Annotated in this window: 15 protein-coding genes; 4 read left to right on the forward strand and 11 right to left on the reverse strand. The window is 68.1% G+C overall.

The genetic code is table 11. The annotated features are described in order from the left end of the window. Nucleotides 1–11: 11 nt before the first annotated feature. The 5 genes from ACHQ4I_RS11590 to ACHQ4I_RS11610 all read right to left on the reverse strand — a co-directional run bounded on the left by ACHQ4I_RS11590 (nucleotide 12) and on the right by ACHQ4I_RS11610 (nucleotide 4,749). Nucleotides 12–773, reverse strand: a complete 762-nt coding sequence (locus tag ACHQ4I_RS11590) for an ABC transporter permease (protein WP_420771705.1) — start codon at nucleotides 771–773, stop codon at nucleotides 12–14. Further along, complete coding sequence (locus tag ACHQ4I_RS11595; RefSeq protein WP_420771706.1) at nucleotides 770–1,792, reverse strand: ABC transporter ATP-binding protein; 1,023 nt, start codon at nucleotides 1,790–1,792, stop codon at nucleotides 770–772. Before ACHQ4I_RS11595 ends, ACHQ4I_RS11590 begins: the two co-directional genes overlap by 4 nt. A 72-nt stretch (nucleotides 1,793–1,864) precedes the next feature. Next, the gene (locus ACHQ4I_RS11600) at nucleotides 1,865–2,482 is read right to left on the reverse strand and encodes a PadR family transcriptional regulator (RefSeq protein ID WP_420771707.1); all 618 of its coding nucleotides are present in this window, start codon (nucleotides 2,480–2,482) and stop codon (nucleotides 1,865–1,867) included. A 492-nt stretch (nucleotides 2,483–2,974) separates the two neighbouring features. Next, nucleotides 2,975–3,931: an electron transfer flavoprotein subunit alpha/FixB family protein gene (locus ACHQ4I_RS11605; protein WP_420771708.1), complete on the reverse strand. Its 957-nt coding sequence runs from the start codon at nucleotides 3,929–3,931 to the stop codon at nucleotides 2,975–2,977. 32 nt (nucleotides 3,932–3,963) lie between these two features. Further along, entirely contained in the window at nucleotides 3,964–4,749 is a 786-nt protein-coding gene (locus ACHQ4I_RS11610; protein WP_357468209.1) for an electron transfer flavoprotein subunit beta/FixA family protein, read from the reverse strand. A 192-nt stretch (nucleotides 4,750–4,941) separates the two neighbouring features. On the opposite strand from ACHQ4I_RS11610, the gene ACHQ4I_RS11615 reads away from it, so the two are divergent. Genes ACHQ4I_RS11615 through ACHQ4I_RS11625 form a run of 3 tightly spaced genes read left to right on the forward strand, consistent with a single transcriptional unit; the run spans nucleotide 4,942 to nucleotide 8,533 of the window. After that, a complete protein-coding gene (locus ACHQ4I_RS11615; protein WP_420771709.1) occupies nucleotides 4,942–5,745 on the forward strand; it encodes a class I SAM-dependent methyltransferase in 804 nt (267 codons plus the stop codon). Beyond that, nucleotides 5,742–7,283, forward strand: a complete 1,542-nt coding sequence (locus ACHQ4I_RS11620) for a 1,4-alpha-glucan branching protein domain-containing protein (RefSeq protein WP_420771710.1) — start codon at nucleotides 5,742–5,744, stop codon at nucleotides 7,281–7,283. The genes ACHQ4I_RS11615 and ACHQ4I_RS11620 overlap by 4 nt, the downstream gene beginning before the upstream one ends. Beyond that, nucleotides 7,280–8,533 (forward strand): glycosyltransferase family 4 protein, encoded by a 1,254-nt coding sequence (locus tag ACHQ4I_RS11625; protein ID WP_420771711.1) that lies wholly within the window; start codon nucleotides 7,280–7,282, stop codon nucleotides 8,531–8,533. The genes ACHQ4I_RS11620 and ACHQ4I_RS11625 overlap by 4 nt, the downstream gene beginning before the upstream one ends. 198 nt (nucleotides 8,534–8,731) lie before the next feature. On the opposite strand, the gene ACHQ4I_RS11630 is transcribed toward ACHQ4I_RS11625, so the two are convergent. Next, nucleotides 8,732–9,277: a DUF1697 domain-containing protein gene (locus tag ACHQ4I_RS11630; protein ID WP_420771712.1), complete on the reverse strand. Its 546-nt coding sequence runs from the start codon at nucleotides 9,275–9,277 to the stop codon at nucleotides 8,732–8,734. 112 nt (nucleotides 9,278–9,389) lie between these two features. Then, entirely contained in the window at nucleotides 9,390–10,139 is a 750-nt protein-coding gene (locus tag ACHQ4I_RS11635) for an acyltransferase (RefSeq protein WP_420771713.1), read from the reverse strand. Between the two features lie 248 nt (nucleotides 10,140–10,387). Between ACHQ4I_RS11635 and ACHQ4I_RS11640 the strand changes: the two genes are divergently transcribed. After that, the gene (locus ACHQ4I_RS11640; protein WP_420771714.1) at nucleotides 10,388–11,728 is read left to right on the forward strand and encodes an outer membrane protein assembly factor BamB family protein; all 1,341 of its coding nucleotides are present in this window, start codon (nucleotides 10,388–10,390) and stop codon (nucleotides 11,726–11,728) included. 46 nt (nucleotides 11,729–11,774) lie between these two features. On the opposite strand, the gene ACHQ4I_RS11645 is transcribed toward ACHQ4I_RS11640, so the two are convergent. The 4 genes from ACHQ4I_RS11645 to ACHQ4I_RS11660 form a co-directional block, all read right to left on the reverse strand. Next, nucleotides 11,775–12,935 (reverse strand): class I SAM-dependent methyltransferase, encoded by a 1,161-nt coding sequence (locus tag ACHQ4I_RS11645; protein ID WP_420771715.1) that lies wholly within the window; start codon nucleotides 12,933–12,935, stop codon nucleotides 11,775–11,777. Then, entirely contained in the window at nucleotides 12,935–13,912 is a 978-nt protein-coding gene (locus ACHQ4I_RS11650; RefSeq protein ID WP_420771716.1) for a class I SAM-dependent methyltransferase, read from the reverse strand. The genes ACHQ4I_RS11645 and ACHQ4I_RS11650 overlap by 1 nt, the downstream gene beginning before the upstream one ends. A 696-nt stretch (nucleotides 13,913–14,608) precedes the next feature. Beyond that, the gene (locus tag ACHQ4I_RS11655; protein WP_420771717.1) at nucleotides 14,609–15,385 is read right to left on the reverse strand and encodes an enoyl-CoA hydratase-related protein; all 777 of its coding nucleotides are present in this window, start codon (nucleotides 15,383–15,385) and stop codon (nucleotides 14,609–14,611) included. A gap of 18 nt (nucleotides 15,386–15,403) precedes the next feature. Then, nucleotides 15,404–16,174 carry an NUDIX hydrolase gene (locus ACHQ4I_RS11660; RefSeq protein ID WP_420772655.1) on the reverse strand — a complete coding sequence of 257 codons (771 nt, stop codon included), beginning with the start codon at nucleotides 16,172–16,174 and terminating at the stop codon, nucleotides 15,404–15,406. Nucleotides 16,175–16,325: the final 151 nt, after the last annotated feature.

A 16,325-nucleotide genomic window follows, 5' to 3' on the forward strand; every position in this document is an offset into this window, starting at 1 on the left:
CCGCCCGCGGGTCAGGCGTTCTCACGGGTGAAGCCGCGTGCGCCGATCCACATTGCCACCGCCGCGACCGCCAGCGTGAGTCCGGTCCCGAGGTACACCTCGGAGGCACCGAAGTCACCGCGGAACAGCGCCCTTGCCGCATCGACGGTGTGCGAGAACGGATTCACCTTGCCGATGGTGCGCAACCAGCTCGGCCCGACGCTCAGCGGCAGCAGGATGCCCGACAGCAGCATCAGCGGCACCGCGAGGCTATTGAGCATCGAGGCGAGCACATCCTCGGACTTGGCCCACAACCCGAGCGCATAGGACGCCGCGGCCAAACCGGCGGCCATCACCGCGATCAGCAGCACCGACAGCACCAGTCCGAGCGGATTCGGCCGAACTCCGAAGGCCGCCATGGCGACTCCAACGAGCACCAGCGCCTGCACGACCAGCACGACCATGTCCTTGAGCACGCGCCCCGTCAGCAACGCGCCCCGGCTCGCCGGAGTGACCCGCTGTCGTTCGACCACGCCCGCTCGCAACTCCGCCACGATGCCGAATCCGACGTAGATCGCGCCGAAGAGTCCGGTCTGGATGACCAGGGCGGGTGTGAGCAGTTCCCATGGGTCGGAATCCGTCCCCAGCGACGGCGCGATCCCCTTGACCAGCGGCCCGAACAGGACCAGATACAGCACCGGCTGTGACAGACCGATCAAGACCCACACCGGATTTCGCAGATTGGCCCGCAACTGGGACCAGAAGATCAGTCCGGTCTCGCGCATGAATCTCATGAATGACTCGCCTCCCGCAGCGAACGCCCCGTAATGGTCAGGAAGACATCGTCGAGGCTGGGACGTTTGACAGTGAGCGCACCCGGCACGAGACCGCGCTCGTCCATGGCACGCAATAAGGGGACGACCGCGGTATCGCCACGGTCCACGGTGAGATGCACCAGGGTCGCGCCGATCCGATCCGCGCCCGGATCCTCCGAGCGCACCAGTGAGCGCACCTGCAGCACCGACTTCGCGATCTGGAGCGCGAGATCGGCATGGCGGTCATCGATTTCGAAGCTCACGATATCGCCGGAGATGCGCCGCTTGAGTTCATCCGGCGAGCCTTCGGCGACGATGCCGCCGTGGTCCATGATCAGCAGACGGTCGCACAGCGCGTCGGCCTCGTCCAGGTAGTGGGTGGTGAGCACGACCGTGGTTCCCCGCTCGCGCAGGCGCCGGATGTGTTCCCACAGATTCGCCCGGCTCTGCGGATCGAGCCCGCTGGTCGGCTCGTCGAGGTAGATCAGGTTCGGTCCGTGCACCAGTCCGAGTGCGATATCCACGCGGCGGCGCTGGCCACCGGATAGCTGCTTGCATTTGCGCTGACCGAGCCCGTCCAGGTCCAGTGCCACCAGCAGCTCTTCCGCGTTGCGCGTGGCCTGCGCCTTGCTCAAACCGAAAAGCCTTGCCTGCAGCACCAATTCGTCGATGACCAGGGCATCGTCATTGGTCATTCCGCCCTGGGCGACGTAGCCGATGCGCGAACGCACGGTCCGCTGCTCGGCCTGTAGCTCCGCGCCGGAGATCACGGCCTCGCCCGCGGTCGGGGCAATGAGTGTGCTGAGCATCCGCAGCGTCGTGGTCTTACCCGCGCCATTGGGACCGAGCAGTCCCAGGATCTCACCGTCGTACACATCGAAGTCGACGCCCGTGACCGCTTGGACGGGGCCGCTTTTGGTTTCAAACGTCCGCGCCAACCCGCGCACCCGGACGACCGAGGTGCGGGTGCGATCGCGAACGGAGTCGATCGTTTCCACCTGAACAACGGTAGGAACGACCGACCAAATAGTCAAGCTTTACTATTCAGACTTGATCAACGGCCGGGGGCGTCATTTGACGGTCATCGGCCCACCGTCCACCCGCGACCAGTTCGTCCACACATCCAGCTCACCGTTCTCGATGCGCTCCAGGGTCTTACGCGTCCAGGTCAGATCCGCCCGGACGTGATCGGCGGCCAAGCGCATGGCATCGGCGACATGGTGCGGTTCGGTCTCGGACGGATTGCCGCTGCCCGCGAGAATCCGCTGCTCCTCACGCTCCAGGAAGACCAGATCCGATTCGAATTTCAGAATGCGCGCGCGCATCGCCGCGACGACCTCCTCGCGCGGCAGATGCGGCAGCAGCGACACCGCCGCGAAATACGGGTTCTTCGGCTGCTCGGAGCTCCACACCGCCTCGCGCACCATATCGCCGAAAACCTTCTCCCCCTCCTTGGTCAGCCGATAGGTCGTCCGCTCCGGGCGCGCCCCCTTATGCCCGACACCCTCCACCTCGATGAGCTTCTCGCGCTGCAGCGTATTCAGCGCCCCATACACCGATCCGGGCTTCACATTCGCCCAATCATCGGCACGCCACGACAACAACTCGCGCCGAACGTCATAACCATGCACCGGCTGCAACAGCCGCACCACCGCGAGCACCAGCATCCGAGTCGTAGGAACAGCCATATCCGCAGGTTATCCCACCCATCAGCGAATCCCCGCCCTGAGAGAACCGCACGGATGCCGATCAGCGGGACACCTCCCTCCTCCGCGCTCGCCCCCGGCCGCTGCCCTCCATCCGAGATGCGCTACTGGACAAGTGATCACGTGGAACTAGTGGCGGGGGCTTCTCGGCCGACGCCGCCACCAGTTCCACCTGATCGGCTGACCAGCATGGTGTCGGCCGCGCGGACGTTACGGTGAGCCCCGGGGGGACGGGGGTGCAGCACGAGATGTCTGATGGTTGCCGGGGACGCGGCGGGCCCGCATCACACGTGCCTCCCAGAGTTCCGATCTGTTCCGCGATCTCGCCGGGCAGGCGCTCCGATTCCTCCCAAGTCATGTACTCAGGCGGGTTAGGACGCTCGACGTGGGGCAGGGGCATGGCGCAGCGATAGGCCCGAAAACAGCGGTGGCCCCGGCCGTTACCGGCCGGGGCCACTCGAAAAGCGCGGGAACTCAGCCCTTGTGCGCCTTCACGGCTTCGGTCAGCTGCGGGGCGACGTTGAACAGGTCGCCGACGATGCCGTAGTCCGCGATCTCGAAGATCGGGGCCTCTTCGTCCTTGTTGACCGCGACGATGGTCTTCGAGGTCTGCATGCCGGCGCGGTGCTGGATGGCGCCGGAGATGCCGAGGGCGATGTAGAGCTGCGGGGAGACCGTCTTACCGGTCTGACCGACCTGGAACTGGCCCGGGTAGTAGCCCGAGTCGACGGCGGCACGCGAAGCGCCGACGGCGGCACCGAGCGAGTCGGCCAGCGCCTCGACGACCGCGAAGTTGTCGGCGGAACCGACACCGCGACCACCGGAGACGACGATGCTCGCCTCGGTGAGCTCCGGACGATCGCCACCGACGACCGGCTCACGGGAGGTCACCTTCACGACGCCCTCTTCCTGCGCGGGCACCTCGACGGTCACCTTCTCGCCCGCACCGGCCGCGGCCGTGGCCTCGACGGCGCCCGGGCGCACCGAGATCACCGGCACGTCGCCGGTGGCCTTGGCGTCGACGGTGAACGCGCCACCGAAGATCGAGTGCACGACCGAGCCGTCGGACTTGACGTCGATCACGTCGACGAGCAGGCCGGAGCCGATGCGTGCGGCGAGGCGGCCCGACACCTCCTTGCCCTCGGCGGTGGCGGCGACGATCACGGCGGCCGGGGAAACCGACTCGACCAGACCGGCGAGCACGTCGACCTTCGGGGTCACCAGGAAGTTCTCGACATCGTCGGATTCGGCGATGTAGATCTTCGCGGCGCCCGCGGCGGCCAGCGCGTCGGCCAGCTTCTCGCCGGTGCCGGCCGGACCGGTCACGACGGCGGCGGGCTCACCCAGCGCGCTCGCGGCGGTGAGCAGTTCGGTGCTGACCTTCTTGATCGCACCGTCGGCGTGCTCGACGAGCACAAGTACTTCTGCCATTTGTGTTCTCTCCTAAGCAGTCTCGGGCGGGATCAGATGATCTTCTGACCGACCAGGTACGCGGCGATCTTGGTGCCGCCGTCGCCCTCGTCCGCGATCTTCTCGCCCGCGGTGCGCGGGGGCTTCGGGGTGGCCGCGGTGACGGCGGTGCCCGAGTTGGCGACACCGACGGTCGACGGGTCGACACCCAGGTCGGCCAGCGTGAAGGTCTGCACTTCCTTCTTCTTGGCGGCCATGATGCCCTTGAAGGAGGGGAAGCGCGGCTCGTTGATCTTCTCGGTGACGCTGACGATGGCCGGGAGGGTGGCCTCCAGCTTGAACACGCCCTCGTCGGTCTCCCGCTCACCGGTGATCTTGTCGCCGTCGACGGTCAGCTTGCGCAGGTGGGTCAGCTGCGGCAGGCCCAGGTACTCGGCGATGATCGCGGGGACCGCACCGGCGCGACCATCGGTGGCCTCGTTGCCCGCGATGACCAGCTCGACACCCTCGACCTGGCCCAGCGCGCTGGCCAGCACCCAGGCGGTCTGCACGGCGTCGGAGCCGTGGATCGCCGGATCGTTGATGTGGATGGCCTTGTCGGCGCCCATGGACAGCGCCTTGCGGATGGCCTCGGTGGCACGGTCCGGACCGGCGGCCAGCACGGTGACCTCGCCGCCCTGTGCCTCCTTGATCAGCAGCGCTTCTTCGACGGCGCGCTCGTTGATCTCGTCGAGGACGGCGTCGGCGGCTTCGCGATCGAGGGTGAAGTCACCGTCGGTCAGCTTGCGCTCGGACCAGGTGTCGGGAACCTGCTTGATGAGTACGACGATGTTCGGCATCGGTCTTCGTCGACCTCCTGTTCTGGTTACACGTGTGTGGTGGTCGCACGAGCTGCGCCGTACGTCCTTGTTTGTAGCTCAGGGCGTGACACTACCCTACGTTAAGTTACTCGTGGGTAACTTAGTCGCTTCTCTCTCACAACGGTGGTCCTGGCGATAATGTGCGGCCGTCGTACCAGTAACGTCGGAGCGATGAGCGAGGCTGTGATCCCTGCCGCAGTGGGCACCACCCCGGGCATTACTCCCGAGTCGGCAGTGGAGCCGTTGCCGCTGACCGGCGAGCGGACCGTACCCGGCATCGCCGAGGAGAACTACTGGTTCCGTCGGCACGAGATCGTCTACGCGCGCCTGCTCGAGCGCTGCGCGGGAAAGACGGTACTGGAAGCCGGTTCCGGTGAGGGATACGGCGCGAACATGATCGCCGATGTCGCCACCAAGGTGATCGGCCTGGACTACGACACCAGCGCGGTCGCGCACGTGCGCGCGCGCTACCCGCGCGTGGAGATGATCCAGGGCAACCTCGCCGCACTGCCGCTGGAGGCCGAGTCGGTCGATGTAGTGGTGAATTTCCAAGTGATCGAACACCTTTGGGACCAGGGCCAGTTCATTCGGGAATGCCTGCGGGTGCTGCGCCCCGGCGGCGAACTGCTGATCAGCACGCCCAACCGGATCACCTTCTCCCCCGGCCGCGATACCCCGCTCAACCCGTTCCACACCCGGGAACTCAATGCCGACGAACTCACCGAACTGCTTGTCGAGGCGGGTTTCCGGGTCACGCTGATGACCGGTGTGCACCACGGCCCGACCCTGAAAGCGTTGGACGCCAAGCACGGTGGCTCGTTCATCGATGCCCAGATCGAGCGCGCGCTGGCCGGTGAGCCGTGGCCCGCCGAGCTGACCGCCGACGTCGCCGCGGTCACCATCGACGATTTCGCACTGATCACCGAGGACATCGATGCGAGCCTCGACCTGGTCGCCATCGCGGTGAAGCCGTGAGTGAAGTTCCCGGCCAGTTCACACTGGTCCTGCACTCCCATCTGCCCTGGTTGGCCCACCACGGCCGCTGGCCGGTCGGCGAGGAATGGCTGTACCAATCCTGGGCCGCCTCTTACCTTCCGGTCGTCGAGGTGCTGAGAACCCTTGCCGCGGAAGGTCGTTCGCATCTGCTCAGCCTCGGCATCACGCCGGTGCTGGCCGCCCAGCTGGACGACCCGCATTGCCTTGCCGGCATGCACCATTGGCTCGGCAACTGGCAGCTGCGCGCCGACGAGGCCGCAGCGGCGGGCAATATCGCGCTCGGCGGACATGAGCACCGGCTGGCCACCGCGGCGCTCGCGGAATTCGAACGGCACTGGCGGCACGGCGCGGCTCCCGTGTGGCGTCAACTCATCGACGCCGAGGCCATCGAACTGCTCGGCGGCCCGCTCGCGCACCCGTTCCAGCCGCTGCTCGATCCGCGATTGCGCGCCTTCCAGCTCAGCGAGGGCCTGTCCGATGCCCGGCATCGCTGGGGCCACACCCCGACCGGGATCTGGGCGCCCGAATGCGGTTACACCCCCGGCATGGAGGTCGGCTACGCCGCCGCGGGTGTGACGCATTTCATGGTCGACGGACCCGCACTGCGCGGCGACACCTCCCTCGGCCGCCCGGTCCGCGAATCGGATGTGGTGGCCTTCGGGCGGGATCTGCAAGTGAGCTACCGGGTTTGGTCGCCCAAGTCCGGCTATCCGGGCCAGAGCGCCTACCGTGACTTTCATCACTATGACCACGCGACGGGGCTCAAGCCGTCCCGCGTCACCGGCAAAACGGTGGCCGGTCCGGACAAGGCCCCCTACGACCCGGAATTGGCGGCCGCGGCCGTGGTCCGCGACGTCGACGATTTCGTAAGAACCGTGCGCGAGCGCCTGATCAGCGAATCCGCGCGGATCGGCCGCCCGGCCCTGGTCGTCGCCGCCTTCGATACCGAACTGTTCGGGCACTGGTGGCATGAGGGGCCGCAATGGCTTGCTCAGGTGTTGCGCGCACTGCCCGAAGCGGGCGTCACGGTGGGGACGTTGGCCGATGCCCGCGCGCAGGGGTTCGTCGGCGAGCCGGTGCCGCTGGCCGATTCATCCTGGGGCTCGGGCAAGGACTGGCGGGTCTGGGCCGGTGACCAGGTCAAGGATCTGGTGGAACTGAACGACGATATCGTCCGCCTCACCCTCGACACAGTCGAGAAGATGCGGGCCGCGGACGGCGGTGTCGCCCTGCGCGACCCGGTTGCCGATCAGCTGCTGCGCGAGGCCATCCTCACCGTCTCCAGCGACTGGGCATTCATGGTCAGCAAGGACTCCGCGGCGGGCTACGCACGCGACCGCGCGCACCGGCACGCCCATGCCGTGCGGGAAATCGCGGCCGCCGTCGGGGCGGGCCAAGTCGCCAAAGCACACCAGTTGGCGGCAGGATGGGGGGCGGCCGACGGCTTCTTCCCGAGTTTGGACGCACGGCGGCTGGCGATCGCGGACCGAGACTCCGCTCGAGAAGGACATTCATGAAGATCTTGATGGTGTCGTGGGAGTACCCACCGGTGGTGGTCGGTGGGTTGGGCCGCCATGTGCATCACCTGGCGGTTGAATTGGCGACAGCCGGCCACGAGGTGGTCGTGCTCGCTCGCCGCCCCTCCGGCACCGACTCCTCGACCCACCCGACCCACTCCTTCATCGCCGAGGGCGTGCTGGTGGTCGCGGTCGCGGAGGATCCGCCGTGCTTCGACTTCGGCGAGGACATGCTCGCCTGGACGCTGGCCATGGGCCATGCGATGGTGCGCGCCGGTGTCGCGCTCGGCAAGCCGGGCATCGGCGACGGCTGGGCGCCCGATGTCGTGCACGCGCACGACTGGCTGGTCGCGCATCCGGCGATCGCACTGGCCGAGTACTACGACGTGCCGCTGGTATCGACCATCCACGCCACCGAGGCCGGGCGGCACAGCGGCTGGGTCTCGGGCCGGGTCAACAAGCAGGTGCATTCGGTCGAGTGGTGGCTGGCCAACGAATCCGATGCACTCATTACCTGTTCGACCTCCATGCAGGACGAGGTCGAGCGGCTCTACGGACCGGAACGCATTCCGATGACGGTGATCCGCAACGGAATCGACGTAGGCGCGTGGACCTTTCGGCCGCGCGCACCGCGCACCGGTCCGCCGCGGCTGCTCTACGTGGGTCGGCTCGAATACGAGAAGGGTGTGCAGGACGCGATTGCCGCGCTGCCGCGCATCCGCCGCGCCCATCCCGGCACCACGCTGACCATCGCGGGCATCGGCACCCAGTTCGAATGGCTGCGCGAGCGCGCCCGCGTGCATCGGGTCGCGCGGGCGGTCACCTTCGCGGGTCAGCTCGGTCACGAGGAACTGCTCGGCTGGCTGCACGGCGCCGACGCCATCGTGTTGCCCAGTCGCTACGAACCCTTCGGCATCGTCGCCCTCGAGGCCGCCGCCGCGGGCACCCCCCTGGTCACTTCCACCGCCGGGGGCCTGGGCGAAGCCGTCATCGACGGCGTCACCGGCGCATCCTTCGAACCCGCGGATGTCGACGGCATCGTCGAAGCCGTCCGCGCCACCCTCGACGACCCGGCCGCCACCCAGGACCGCGCCTACGCCGCCCGCGAACGCCTCACCGCCGACTTCGCCTGGGACGTGGTCGCCGCCGAAACCGCCCTCGTCTACTCCTCCGCCAAACGTCGCGTCCGCAACCCGCTCGGCCGCCCGACAATTATCGAACGCCCCCTGCCGGAGCGGGATCCGAAGTAGATTCTCGGCCGCCCGCCCGGTCGCGAGACGATCGAACTGAGCGCAAATGGCGTTGGGACTCTTCGCGTTTGCCAGCGCCGCACCGGCTGCGCAACGAAGATCTCGTCAAGAAGCGGAAGACGCGGCCGCCGGGTATGGAGCGCACCGCGCGGGAACTCTCGCGCTGTTCTTCGCGGCGTGGAGAAAGGTGGGTCGCAATCAGGACTCCAGCTTCTTGACGATCTTCTGGACGGTCAGCCAGGTGCGGGTGGTGATGTCCTTGCTGTAGGTCTTCTCCATCCAGGCCATGAAGTTCGGGGTGCGGGGTTCGGAGTTATCGATGACCGAGAGGACGGCTCGGGCGGCACGGTCGTAGCCGACGATGCGCACACCTGGTTCGGCGTGCTGCCGCAGGTCATCGGTGATGTCGGGCGGCGTCTGCTTGAGGAAGGTCGCGAGGAGATAGGTTTCGCGGCAGTGGGTCAGGCCCGGGAACGGGTCGGTATCGAGCAGGTCGCGCAGCTCCTGGTGGGTGCGGACAATGGTCCCGCCCGGGATCCCGAGTTCGCTGTTCAGCGCATCCTGGATGCGGGCTTCCAATTTCGCGACGTCGGTGTCCGCACTGCGGAACACCACATTGCCGCTGGCCAATACCGTGCCGACCTTCTCGAACCCGAGCCCCTCGAACACCCCGCGCAGCTTCTCCCCCTTCATATTGGGGTTCGTCGGCATGATCCCGCGCAACAGCGCCGCGTACCTGTTCATATCGCCGACCGTACCGACTCGCACCGACACCGATGCGCACTCTCGGCGTCGGAGATCGCAACGAGCCCCGGTTCCATAGGAATCCCGGGGCTCGGTCACGGCGCGGCGGCGCTTACGCCGATTGGGCGGCGCCGTTCTTCTTGCGTTCGATATCCTCCAGCGCGGCAATGTATTTGGCGCGCTCCTCGGCACCCGCCTCCCAGGTCGCCTTGCGATTCTTGACGACCTTGGCGGGCGCGCCGACGGCGATGCTGTAGTCCGGGATCTCACCCTTGACCACCGCGTGCGCGCCGAGCACACAGCCGCGGCCGATGCGGGTGTCGCGCAGCACGGTCACCTTGGCGGCGATCCAGGTGTCCGGGCCGATGCGGACCGGACTCTTCACGATGCCCTGATCCTTGATCGGCATATTGATGTCATCCATGCGATGGTCGAAATCGCAGATGTAGCACCAGTCCGCCACCAGGGTGGACTCGCCGATCTCGATATCGAGGTAGGTATTGACCACGTTGTCCTTGCCGAAGACGACCTTGTCGCCGATGCGCAATGAACCCTCGTGGCAGCGAATGGCATTGCCGTCGCCGATATGCACCCAGCGGCCGATCTCCATCCGGCCCAGTTCGGGGGTCGCGTGGATCTCGACCCGCTTGCCGAGGAAGACCATGCCGCGCAGCACGATGTGCGGGTTGGCCGCCTTGAATTTGAACAGCCGGTAGTACCGCACCAGATACCAAGGCGTGTACGCCTTGTTCGCGAGCACCCAGCGCAGCGACGCCAGCGTCAGAAATCGCGCCTGCTGCGGATCCCGGCGGCGCGAGCCGCGCCACCGCGAGCGCAACGGTGCGCCCCACATGCTCGTCACGAACTCATCTCCTGTCGTGGTTGTTCGGTCGTGACCCGGCCCGGTCTCGACCGATAGAGCTTATCCCCCTCGTAAAACACGGCCGGGACCCGTACAACGTCGGGCGGCCCTCCCGTACAGTGACTGCTGCGCCGCCGACGGCGGCGGCGAACCTCCACGCGGGCAACCCGACCTAGCTGGTGCGTGCTCGGGGGGTCGACACGCTTTTAGTCTCGTCCGAGCGGCCAACGACGACAGGAGTGCAGCAGGTGCGAAGCGGCGGCGTAGTGGCGAACCCGGCGCGCGGGCTGACCTTGTCCCGGCTGCGGGCCGCTGCGGCGCTGGCCGCGGTCGGCGCGCTGGCCTTGACGGGCTGCGGCACCGACGTCGACGACATCACCGTCGGGTCGGGTAAGGGCTGGACCGCCGCACATCACGACGGCCGCAACAGTGGCTCGAGCCCGGTCACCGGCTCGCGCAAACTGTCGTTGAGCTGGGCGCGACCGGTCGGCGGGCCGATCGAGCAGGCCGTGACGGTCGGCCCGGACGGGCAGATGTTCGTCACCACCCGGACCCCGAACAACTGCGCCATTCTCTCGCTGCAGATGCCGACCGGACGTAAGCGTTTCTGCAATCCGCTCGGACCGAGCGCGATCTCGGCGCCCCCGGTTATCGACAGCGGCAACAACGTCTACGTCGGCGACGACAGCGGGTTCAGTGCGTTCAACTCCATCGGGCAGCCGCGCTGGCGCACTCCCGTTGCGGGCGTGCCGGTTTCGGCGCAGTTCACCAGCAACGGGAGGATTCTGACGATCACCCAGTCCGGTCAGGTGGACGTGCTGAGCCGCCAGACCGGCGAGCGCGTCGCCGCCACCACCCAGCTGCTCGGCGAGCCCGACTACCTCGAGTACCCGGATCTGACCCGGCCCGCATCGGGTCAGGGGCTCGACGACTGCACCACCGGCGGACCACAGTGCCCGGTCTCCAATATCTCGCCGATCGATCCGTCGAGTGGCCGCTTCTTCGTGACGCTCTGGAAGCCTGGTAAGCCGACCGCCGCGCTCGTCGCTTTGCGCTACGCCGACAACAAGATTCAGCAGGAGTGGAGCGCGGAGATGCTCAGCGCGGGCAGCGCGACCAGCCCGACGCTGTCCGCCGACGGTCACACCGTGTACGTGGGCGACAACACCGGCCGCCTCATCGCGGTCGACGCCGCCGACGGTCGCACCAAATGGGTGCAGCCACTGGAATTCGCTCCGCGCGGCGGCATTTCGGTCTCCGGCGACGGCCTGATCATCCCGGCCGGGGACGACGGCTATCTGCTCGCCCTGCGCGATAAGGGCGATGCCGCCGAGATCGTCTGGGAGCGCAAGGATCTCACCCTGCGCGGCACCCCCGTCCAGACCGCGGGCGACACCGGCTACACCGCCGCCGCCATCGGCGACGGGATCAACCTCATCACCTTCGACACCAAAACCGGCGCCACCGTCGACTCGGACGTCCTGCCGGATGCCAAGGGCACCACCACCGGCACCTCCGTCGGCCCCAAGGGCGAGGTCGTCCTCGCCACCCGCATCGGCGAGGTCTTCACCTTCAAACCGGAGCAGTAGCCGGCGCCGCGCCGAAACAACGAATTTTGCGCCCGACAGCGATTTGTCAGGTGGTGCAGAGGAAGGCGGCGGCGGTGCGGGCTATGCGGGTGATGACGAGAGTGTAGGGAGTGGTGCCGCGGAGTTTGAGGCGTTTGCGGAGGGCGTCGGGGTCGATGTCGATGCCGCGGACGAGGATTTCGAGGGGACCGCAGTCGCGGCGGGTCAGTTCTCGGCGGAGGGTCTTTTCGCGCAGCTCCAGGCGGTCGAGGATGCGGAAGCCGCGCACGCCCTCGGGGACGGTGTCGCCGGTGAGGTAGGCGATGCGGGGATCCAGTTGCCAGAGGCCGTGTGCGGCACCGTAGTGGCGGACCAGGCCCGCGCGCACGATGGCGCCGTCGGGGTCGATGATCCACTCGCCGGGGGCTCGGTCGGGGATATCGTCCGGGTCGGCGTCGGTGTAGGCGACAGCTTCGGCGCGGCTGGACAGGATGGTGGCGCGGCGGGTGACCCCGGGTTCGGACAGACCCGCGGACCACAGGCAGGCCTCGCGGACCGCGCCGTCGAGGGAGACGACCTCGATTTCGCCGGACCAGTCGAGGCGGTCGAAATCCAGTCCGGGAGCGCACTTTACCGCCAGGTCGCGGCCGGGATAGGCGGCCAGCAGATCCGGCAGCGGGGGTTGCAGTTTGGCCGGGTCGTGCGTGCGGCGGCCGTCCGCGCGGCGGGCCGGATCGGCGATGACGACGGTGCCGGTGCTGCACGGGGTGAGGGCATCGGCCTTGGCCAGCAGGACATTCGGCGATTCGGCGAGGTTGTGCGCGGCCATCGATAGACGCACGTCGTCGAGGTCGCTGCCGAGCACCGAGGGACAGGTGCGGGTCAGCTCGACGAGTTCCGCACCGATCGAGCAGGTGACGTCGTGCACGGCGCGCCCCGACAGCCGGTCGGCGCGGTGCCGCGCCACCAGCGTCGGGGTCGCCTGTTGCAACGCGTCATCGGTGAACAGCCACTGTCCGGTGTCGACCAGCTTGGCCGCGGCGCGGCGGCGCAGGCGCACGGTTTCGATGAGCGCACCCGACCGCGCGCCGAACTCGCGACGCACCCGCTCCAGATCGCGCAGGTGTGTCGCCGGGATCAGCTCCAGCCGGTCCACCTCGGCCAGCGCGGCATTACCCGCCGCGCTGGCGAGGAAGGCGACGTCCTCGCGGCTGAAGGAATAGCCCACTACTTGGCGGCGGCGCCCGGCTTCACGCCGGTGATCATGGCGTTGTAGAAGAACTGACGCGGTACCACCCGGCGCATGACGTTCTCGTCCAGCCAGCTCAGCCGCAGCCACGCGCGGTACATCGCCATCCGGTAGCCCATGGTCAGCTTCTCGTCCGGCACGGCCGCCTCGAAGGTGCGCACCGGCCAGCCCCACAGCGCCGCCGCGAACTCCTCGGTGCTCGCCTTGACCTCGGTGGCGCCCGCGCGGCGGGCCATCGCCTCGAGCTCGCTGGGATCGAAGGTGTGCAGGTCGACGACCGCCTCCAGCGCCGCGGCGCGCGAGGATTCGTCCAGTTCGGCCTGCGGACGCCGCCACCCCGACAGCGCGGGCAGCTTGGTCACGGTGGTGGTGGCCTTCCAGGTGATACGGCCGAGCCAGCGGGCGTAGAAGTTGCCCGCGGTGGTCGGTTCACCGGCGAAGACGAAACGCCCGCCCGGCTTGAGCACGCGCAGGCACTCCTTGAGCGCCAACTCCACATCCGGGATGTGGTGCAGCACCGCGTGTCCGACGACGAGGTCGAAGGTGTCGTCCTCGTACGGGATGGTCTCGGCGTCGGCGACCCGGCCGTCGACATCGAGGCCCAGGTTCTCGGCATTGCGCAGCGCGACCTTCACCATGCCCGGCGAGAGGTCGGTGACCGAACCGGACTTCGCGACGCCACCCTGCATGAGGTTCAGCAGGAAGAAGCCGGTGCCACAGCCGAGTTCCAGTGCGCGCTCGTACGGCAGCGGCGCGGGACCGACCGCGGCGTCGAACCGGCCGCGGGCATAGTCGATACAGCGCTCGTCATAGGAAATCGACCATTTGTCGTCATAGGTCTCGGCTTCCCAGTCGTGGTAGAGCACCTGGGCGAGCTTCGTATCCTTCAGCGCAGCTTCGACCTCGGCCTCGGTGGCATGCGGGTTCGGCGCCGGGTCATCGGGGTGGACCGTCATGGTGGGCAAGCCTAGCCAACCCCCCGCCCCACGTCTTCAGCGGACCGGTGAGTACGGCTTGATTTCGTGTCGCCACCCGCATTGCCGAGACTCGTTCTGGTTCTGAACCAGCCCGATGATCTATCCGCGCACCGCCGCGCGCCTTGGATGCGGTCGGCAAGCTGGGGCTCGAGCCGCACTGGTGATCACCGAACGCCACGGAGGCCGCACGCCCCGCCGCACAGGAACGTGTTCCTGTTTATGGTCCCCGGCGACGCTCGAATCGACCAATCCCCACCCGACCCGATCGGAGCACTGGACTGCCGCCCAGCCGACAACGAACGGGCCGACCGGATATGACTGCGTGTCGATGCCGCCGCGCCCGCCGGTCGGGCTAGAGCACAATCGAACCAGTCGAACCAGTCCGACCCGCCTGGCAGATCGCCTGAGCGCACAACAGACACGCCAACTCGCGCCCATCGCCCCTCCGGCCATGCGCGAGCGAGCCCATCAGGGCCCATCAGCCCGACGAACGCAGCCAAACCCGGACCACCGGCCAGACACGCCCCGGCACCCATCGGCCCCATCGACCGCTCCAGCCAAGTGCGAGCGACCCCATCAGCGCCGGACGAAGCCGACCCCGGACGATCGCCAGACGTGCCCATCCACCCCATCGACCACTCCAGCCATGCGGGAGAGAGAGCCCGTCGCGGCCCGTCAGCGCCCGACGAAGGCGGCCGAACCCGGGCCGTCGGCAAGGTACGACTCGGTGCCGATGCGGCGGTCCTCGGTGGCGAAGAGCGCGGTCCATTCGGTGCGGGCGCGGTCGAGGCCGTGCGGGCCGGCTTCGAAGACGGCTTTGGCGGCGGCGAGGGCGCGGGCTGGGCCGTCGGTGAACTGCTCGGCCCAGCGCATGGCGGCGGTGTAGACGTCGTCGGGGGCGACGACCTCGTCGACCAGGCCGAGGGCGAGTGCCTCGTCGGGTGCGACGAAGCGGCCGGTGTAGACGAGATCCTTGGCGGGGCCGGGACCGATCTGCAGTGACAGTCGGCGAATGCCCGCGAGCGGGATGAGACCCGCTTTGATCTGGGGCAGACCGAGTTTGACGTTGTCGCCGATGATGCGACGGTCGGCGGCGAGGGCGAGTTCCAGGCCGCTGCCGAGGCAGTAGCCGCTGATCGCGGCGACGGTGGGCTGGGGCACCTTGGCCAGGCAGCCCAGTGCCGCCTGCATATCGGCGGCCATGGCGTCGGCCTGGTCCTGGGTGAGACCGGAGAGTTCGGCGAGATCGTCACCGGCCGAGAAGACCCGCTCGTCGCCGTACACGACGAGCGCCGCGACCCCGGGATGCGCGGCAACGGCGGCGGCCGCCTGGGCCACCTCCCGCACGACCTGCGCATTCACCAGGTTCAGCGGCGGGCGGTCGATCCGGAGGACGGCGACGCCGCGCACGGCGGGATCCTCGGGCAACTCCAGGGTGACGAATTCGGCCATGGCAGGAAACCTACTGCCTCACGGACGCGCGGATCCCTTGAGCCTGCTGGTATCCGGCAGACCGGCGAAGTACCGCTGGTTGTCCGGGAAGGCGAGCACCTGCTGCCCGTTGGTGGCGGCGAGCACCGGCATAATCGGTTCGATCACCTTGTCGACGGCCAGAATTTCCGCGGTGGAACCGAATTCGCCGATGGCGTCGAGCTGCGCCCAGGTCGGCGGCAGCAGAATGTCGGTGCCAGCGCGCCAGCGCGCCAGCGCCTCCGCGGCGGTGCGCCACTGCACCTCGGCCGCTTCCGAGGTGGCGCCGTCGGCCAGCTGCCCCTGCGGCAGCACCGCGACGAAGAACCGGGTGTCATAGCGCCGGGGCTCGATCACCGGGGTGATCCAATTCGCCCACGGCCGCAGCAGATCCGCGCGCAGCACCAATTTCTCCTCGGCCAGGAAGGCCGCGAGGGATACCTCGCGTCGCTCCAGCCTGCCGCGGGCATCGTGGTAGCCGGTGGTATCGGAGACGACGGTGTCGGCGGTCGGACCGGCCAGCAGCACACCGCATTCCTCGAAGGTTTCCCGCACGGCGGCGGCGACCAGTGCCTTGGCCCGCGGTTCGGTAGTGCCGAATTTCCGGGCCCACCACGTGGGTTCGGGTCCGGCCCACTCGATATCGGCGGTGCCGTCCGACGGGTCGACACCGCCGCCGGGGAACACCGTCATGCCGGCGGCGAAGGCCATCGCGCCGACCCGGCGCTGCAGGAATACCTCGGGCCCGGCGGCGCCGTCGCGCACCAACATCACCGTCGACGCGTCCTTGGGCGACGGTACGGGCTCAGAGGCAGCGTTCGTCTCACTCACAACTGCACCCTAACGCCGGTTCCGCCTCCCCGAACCTTCGGCGGACGAGGAGGTGCCCCAACAGTCACGTTGCCGACCGGCGGTGGCGTGC

This window comes from Nocardia nepalensis, assembly GCF_048910785.1.
GTDB classification, from domain to species: Bacteria; Actinomycetota; Actinomycetes; order Mycobacteriales; family Mycobacteriaceae; genus Nocardia; species Nocardia nepalensis.

Excerpts from the sequence above, each read along its gene's own strand:
- ACHQ4I_RS11600 (WP_420771707.1), bottom strand. The coding sequence starts at position 2,482 with ATGGCTGTTCCTACGACTCGGATGCTGGTGCTCGCGGTGGTGCGGCTG.
- ACHQ4I_RS11655 (WP_420771717.1), bottom strand. The coding sequence starts at position 15,385 with ATGGCCGAATTCGTCACCCTGGAGTTGCCCGAGGATCCCGCCGTGCGC.
- ACHQ4I_RS11650 (WP_420771716.1), bottom strand. The coding sequence starts at position 13,912 with ATGACGGTCCACCCCGATGACCCGGCGCCGAACCCGCATGCCACCGAG.
- ACHQ4I_RS11630 (WP_420771712.1), bottom strand. The coding sequence starts at position 9,277 with ATGAACAGGTACGCGGCGCTGTTGCGCGGGATCATGCCGACGAACCCC.
- ACHQ4I_RS11615 (WP_420771709.1), top strand. The coding sequence starts at position 4,942 with ATGAGCGAGGCTGTGATCCCTGCCGCAGTGGGCACCACCCCGGGCATT.
- ACHQ4I_RS11590 (WP_420771705.1), bottom strand. The coding sequence starts at position 773 with ATGAGATTCATGCGCGAGACCGGACTGATCTTCTGGTCCCAGTTGCGG.
- ACHQ4I_RS11610 (WP_357468209.1), bottom strand. The coding sequence starts at position 4,749 with ATGCCGAACATCGTCGTACTCATCAAGCAGGTTCCCGACACCTGGTCC.
- ACHQ4I_RS11605 (WP_420771708.1), bottom strand. The coding sequence starts at position 3,931 with ATGGCAGAAGTACTTGTGCTCGTCGAGCACGCCGACGGTGCGATCAAG.
- ACHQ4I_RS11660 (WP_420772655.1), bottom strand. The coding sequence starts at position 16,174 with ATGTTGGTGCGCGACGGCGCCGCCGGGCCCGAGGTATTCCTGCAGCGC.
- ACHQ4I_RS11625 (WP_420771711.1), top strand. The coding sequence starts at position 7,280 with ATGAAGATCTTGATGGTGTCGTGGGAGTACCCACCGGTGGTGGTCGGT.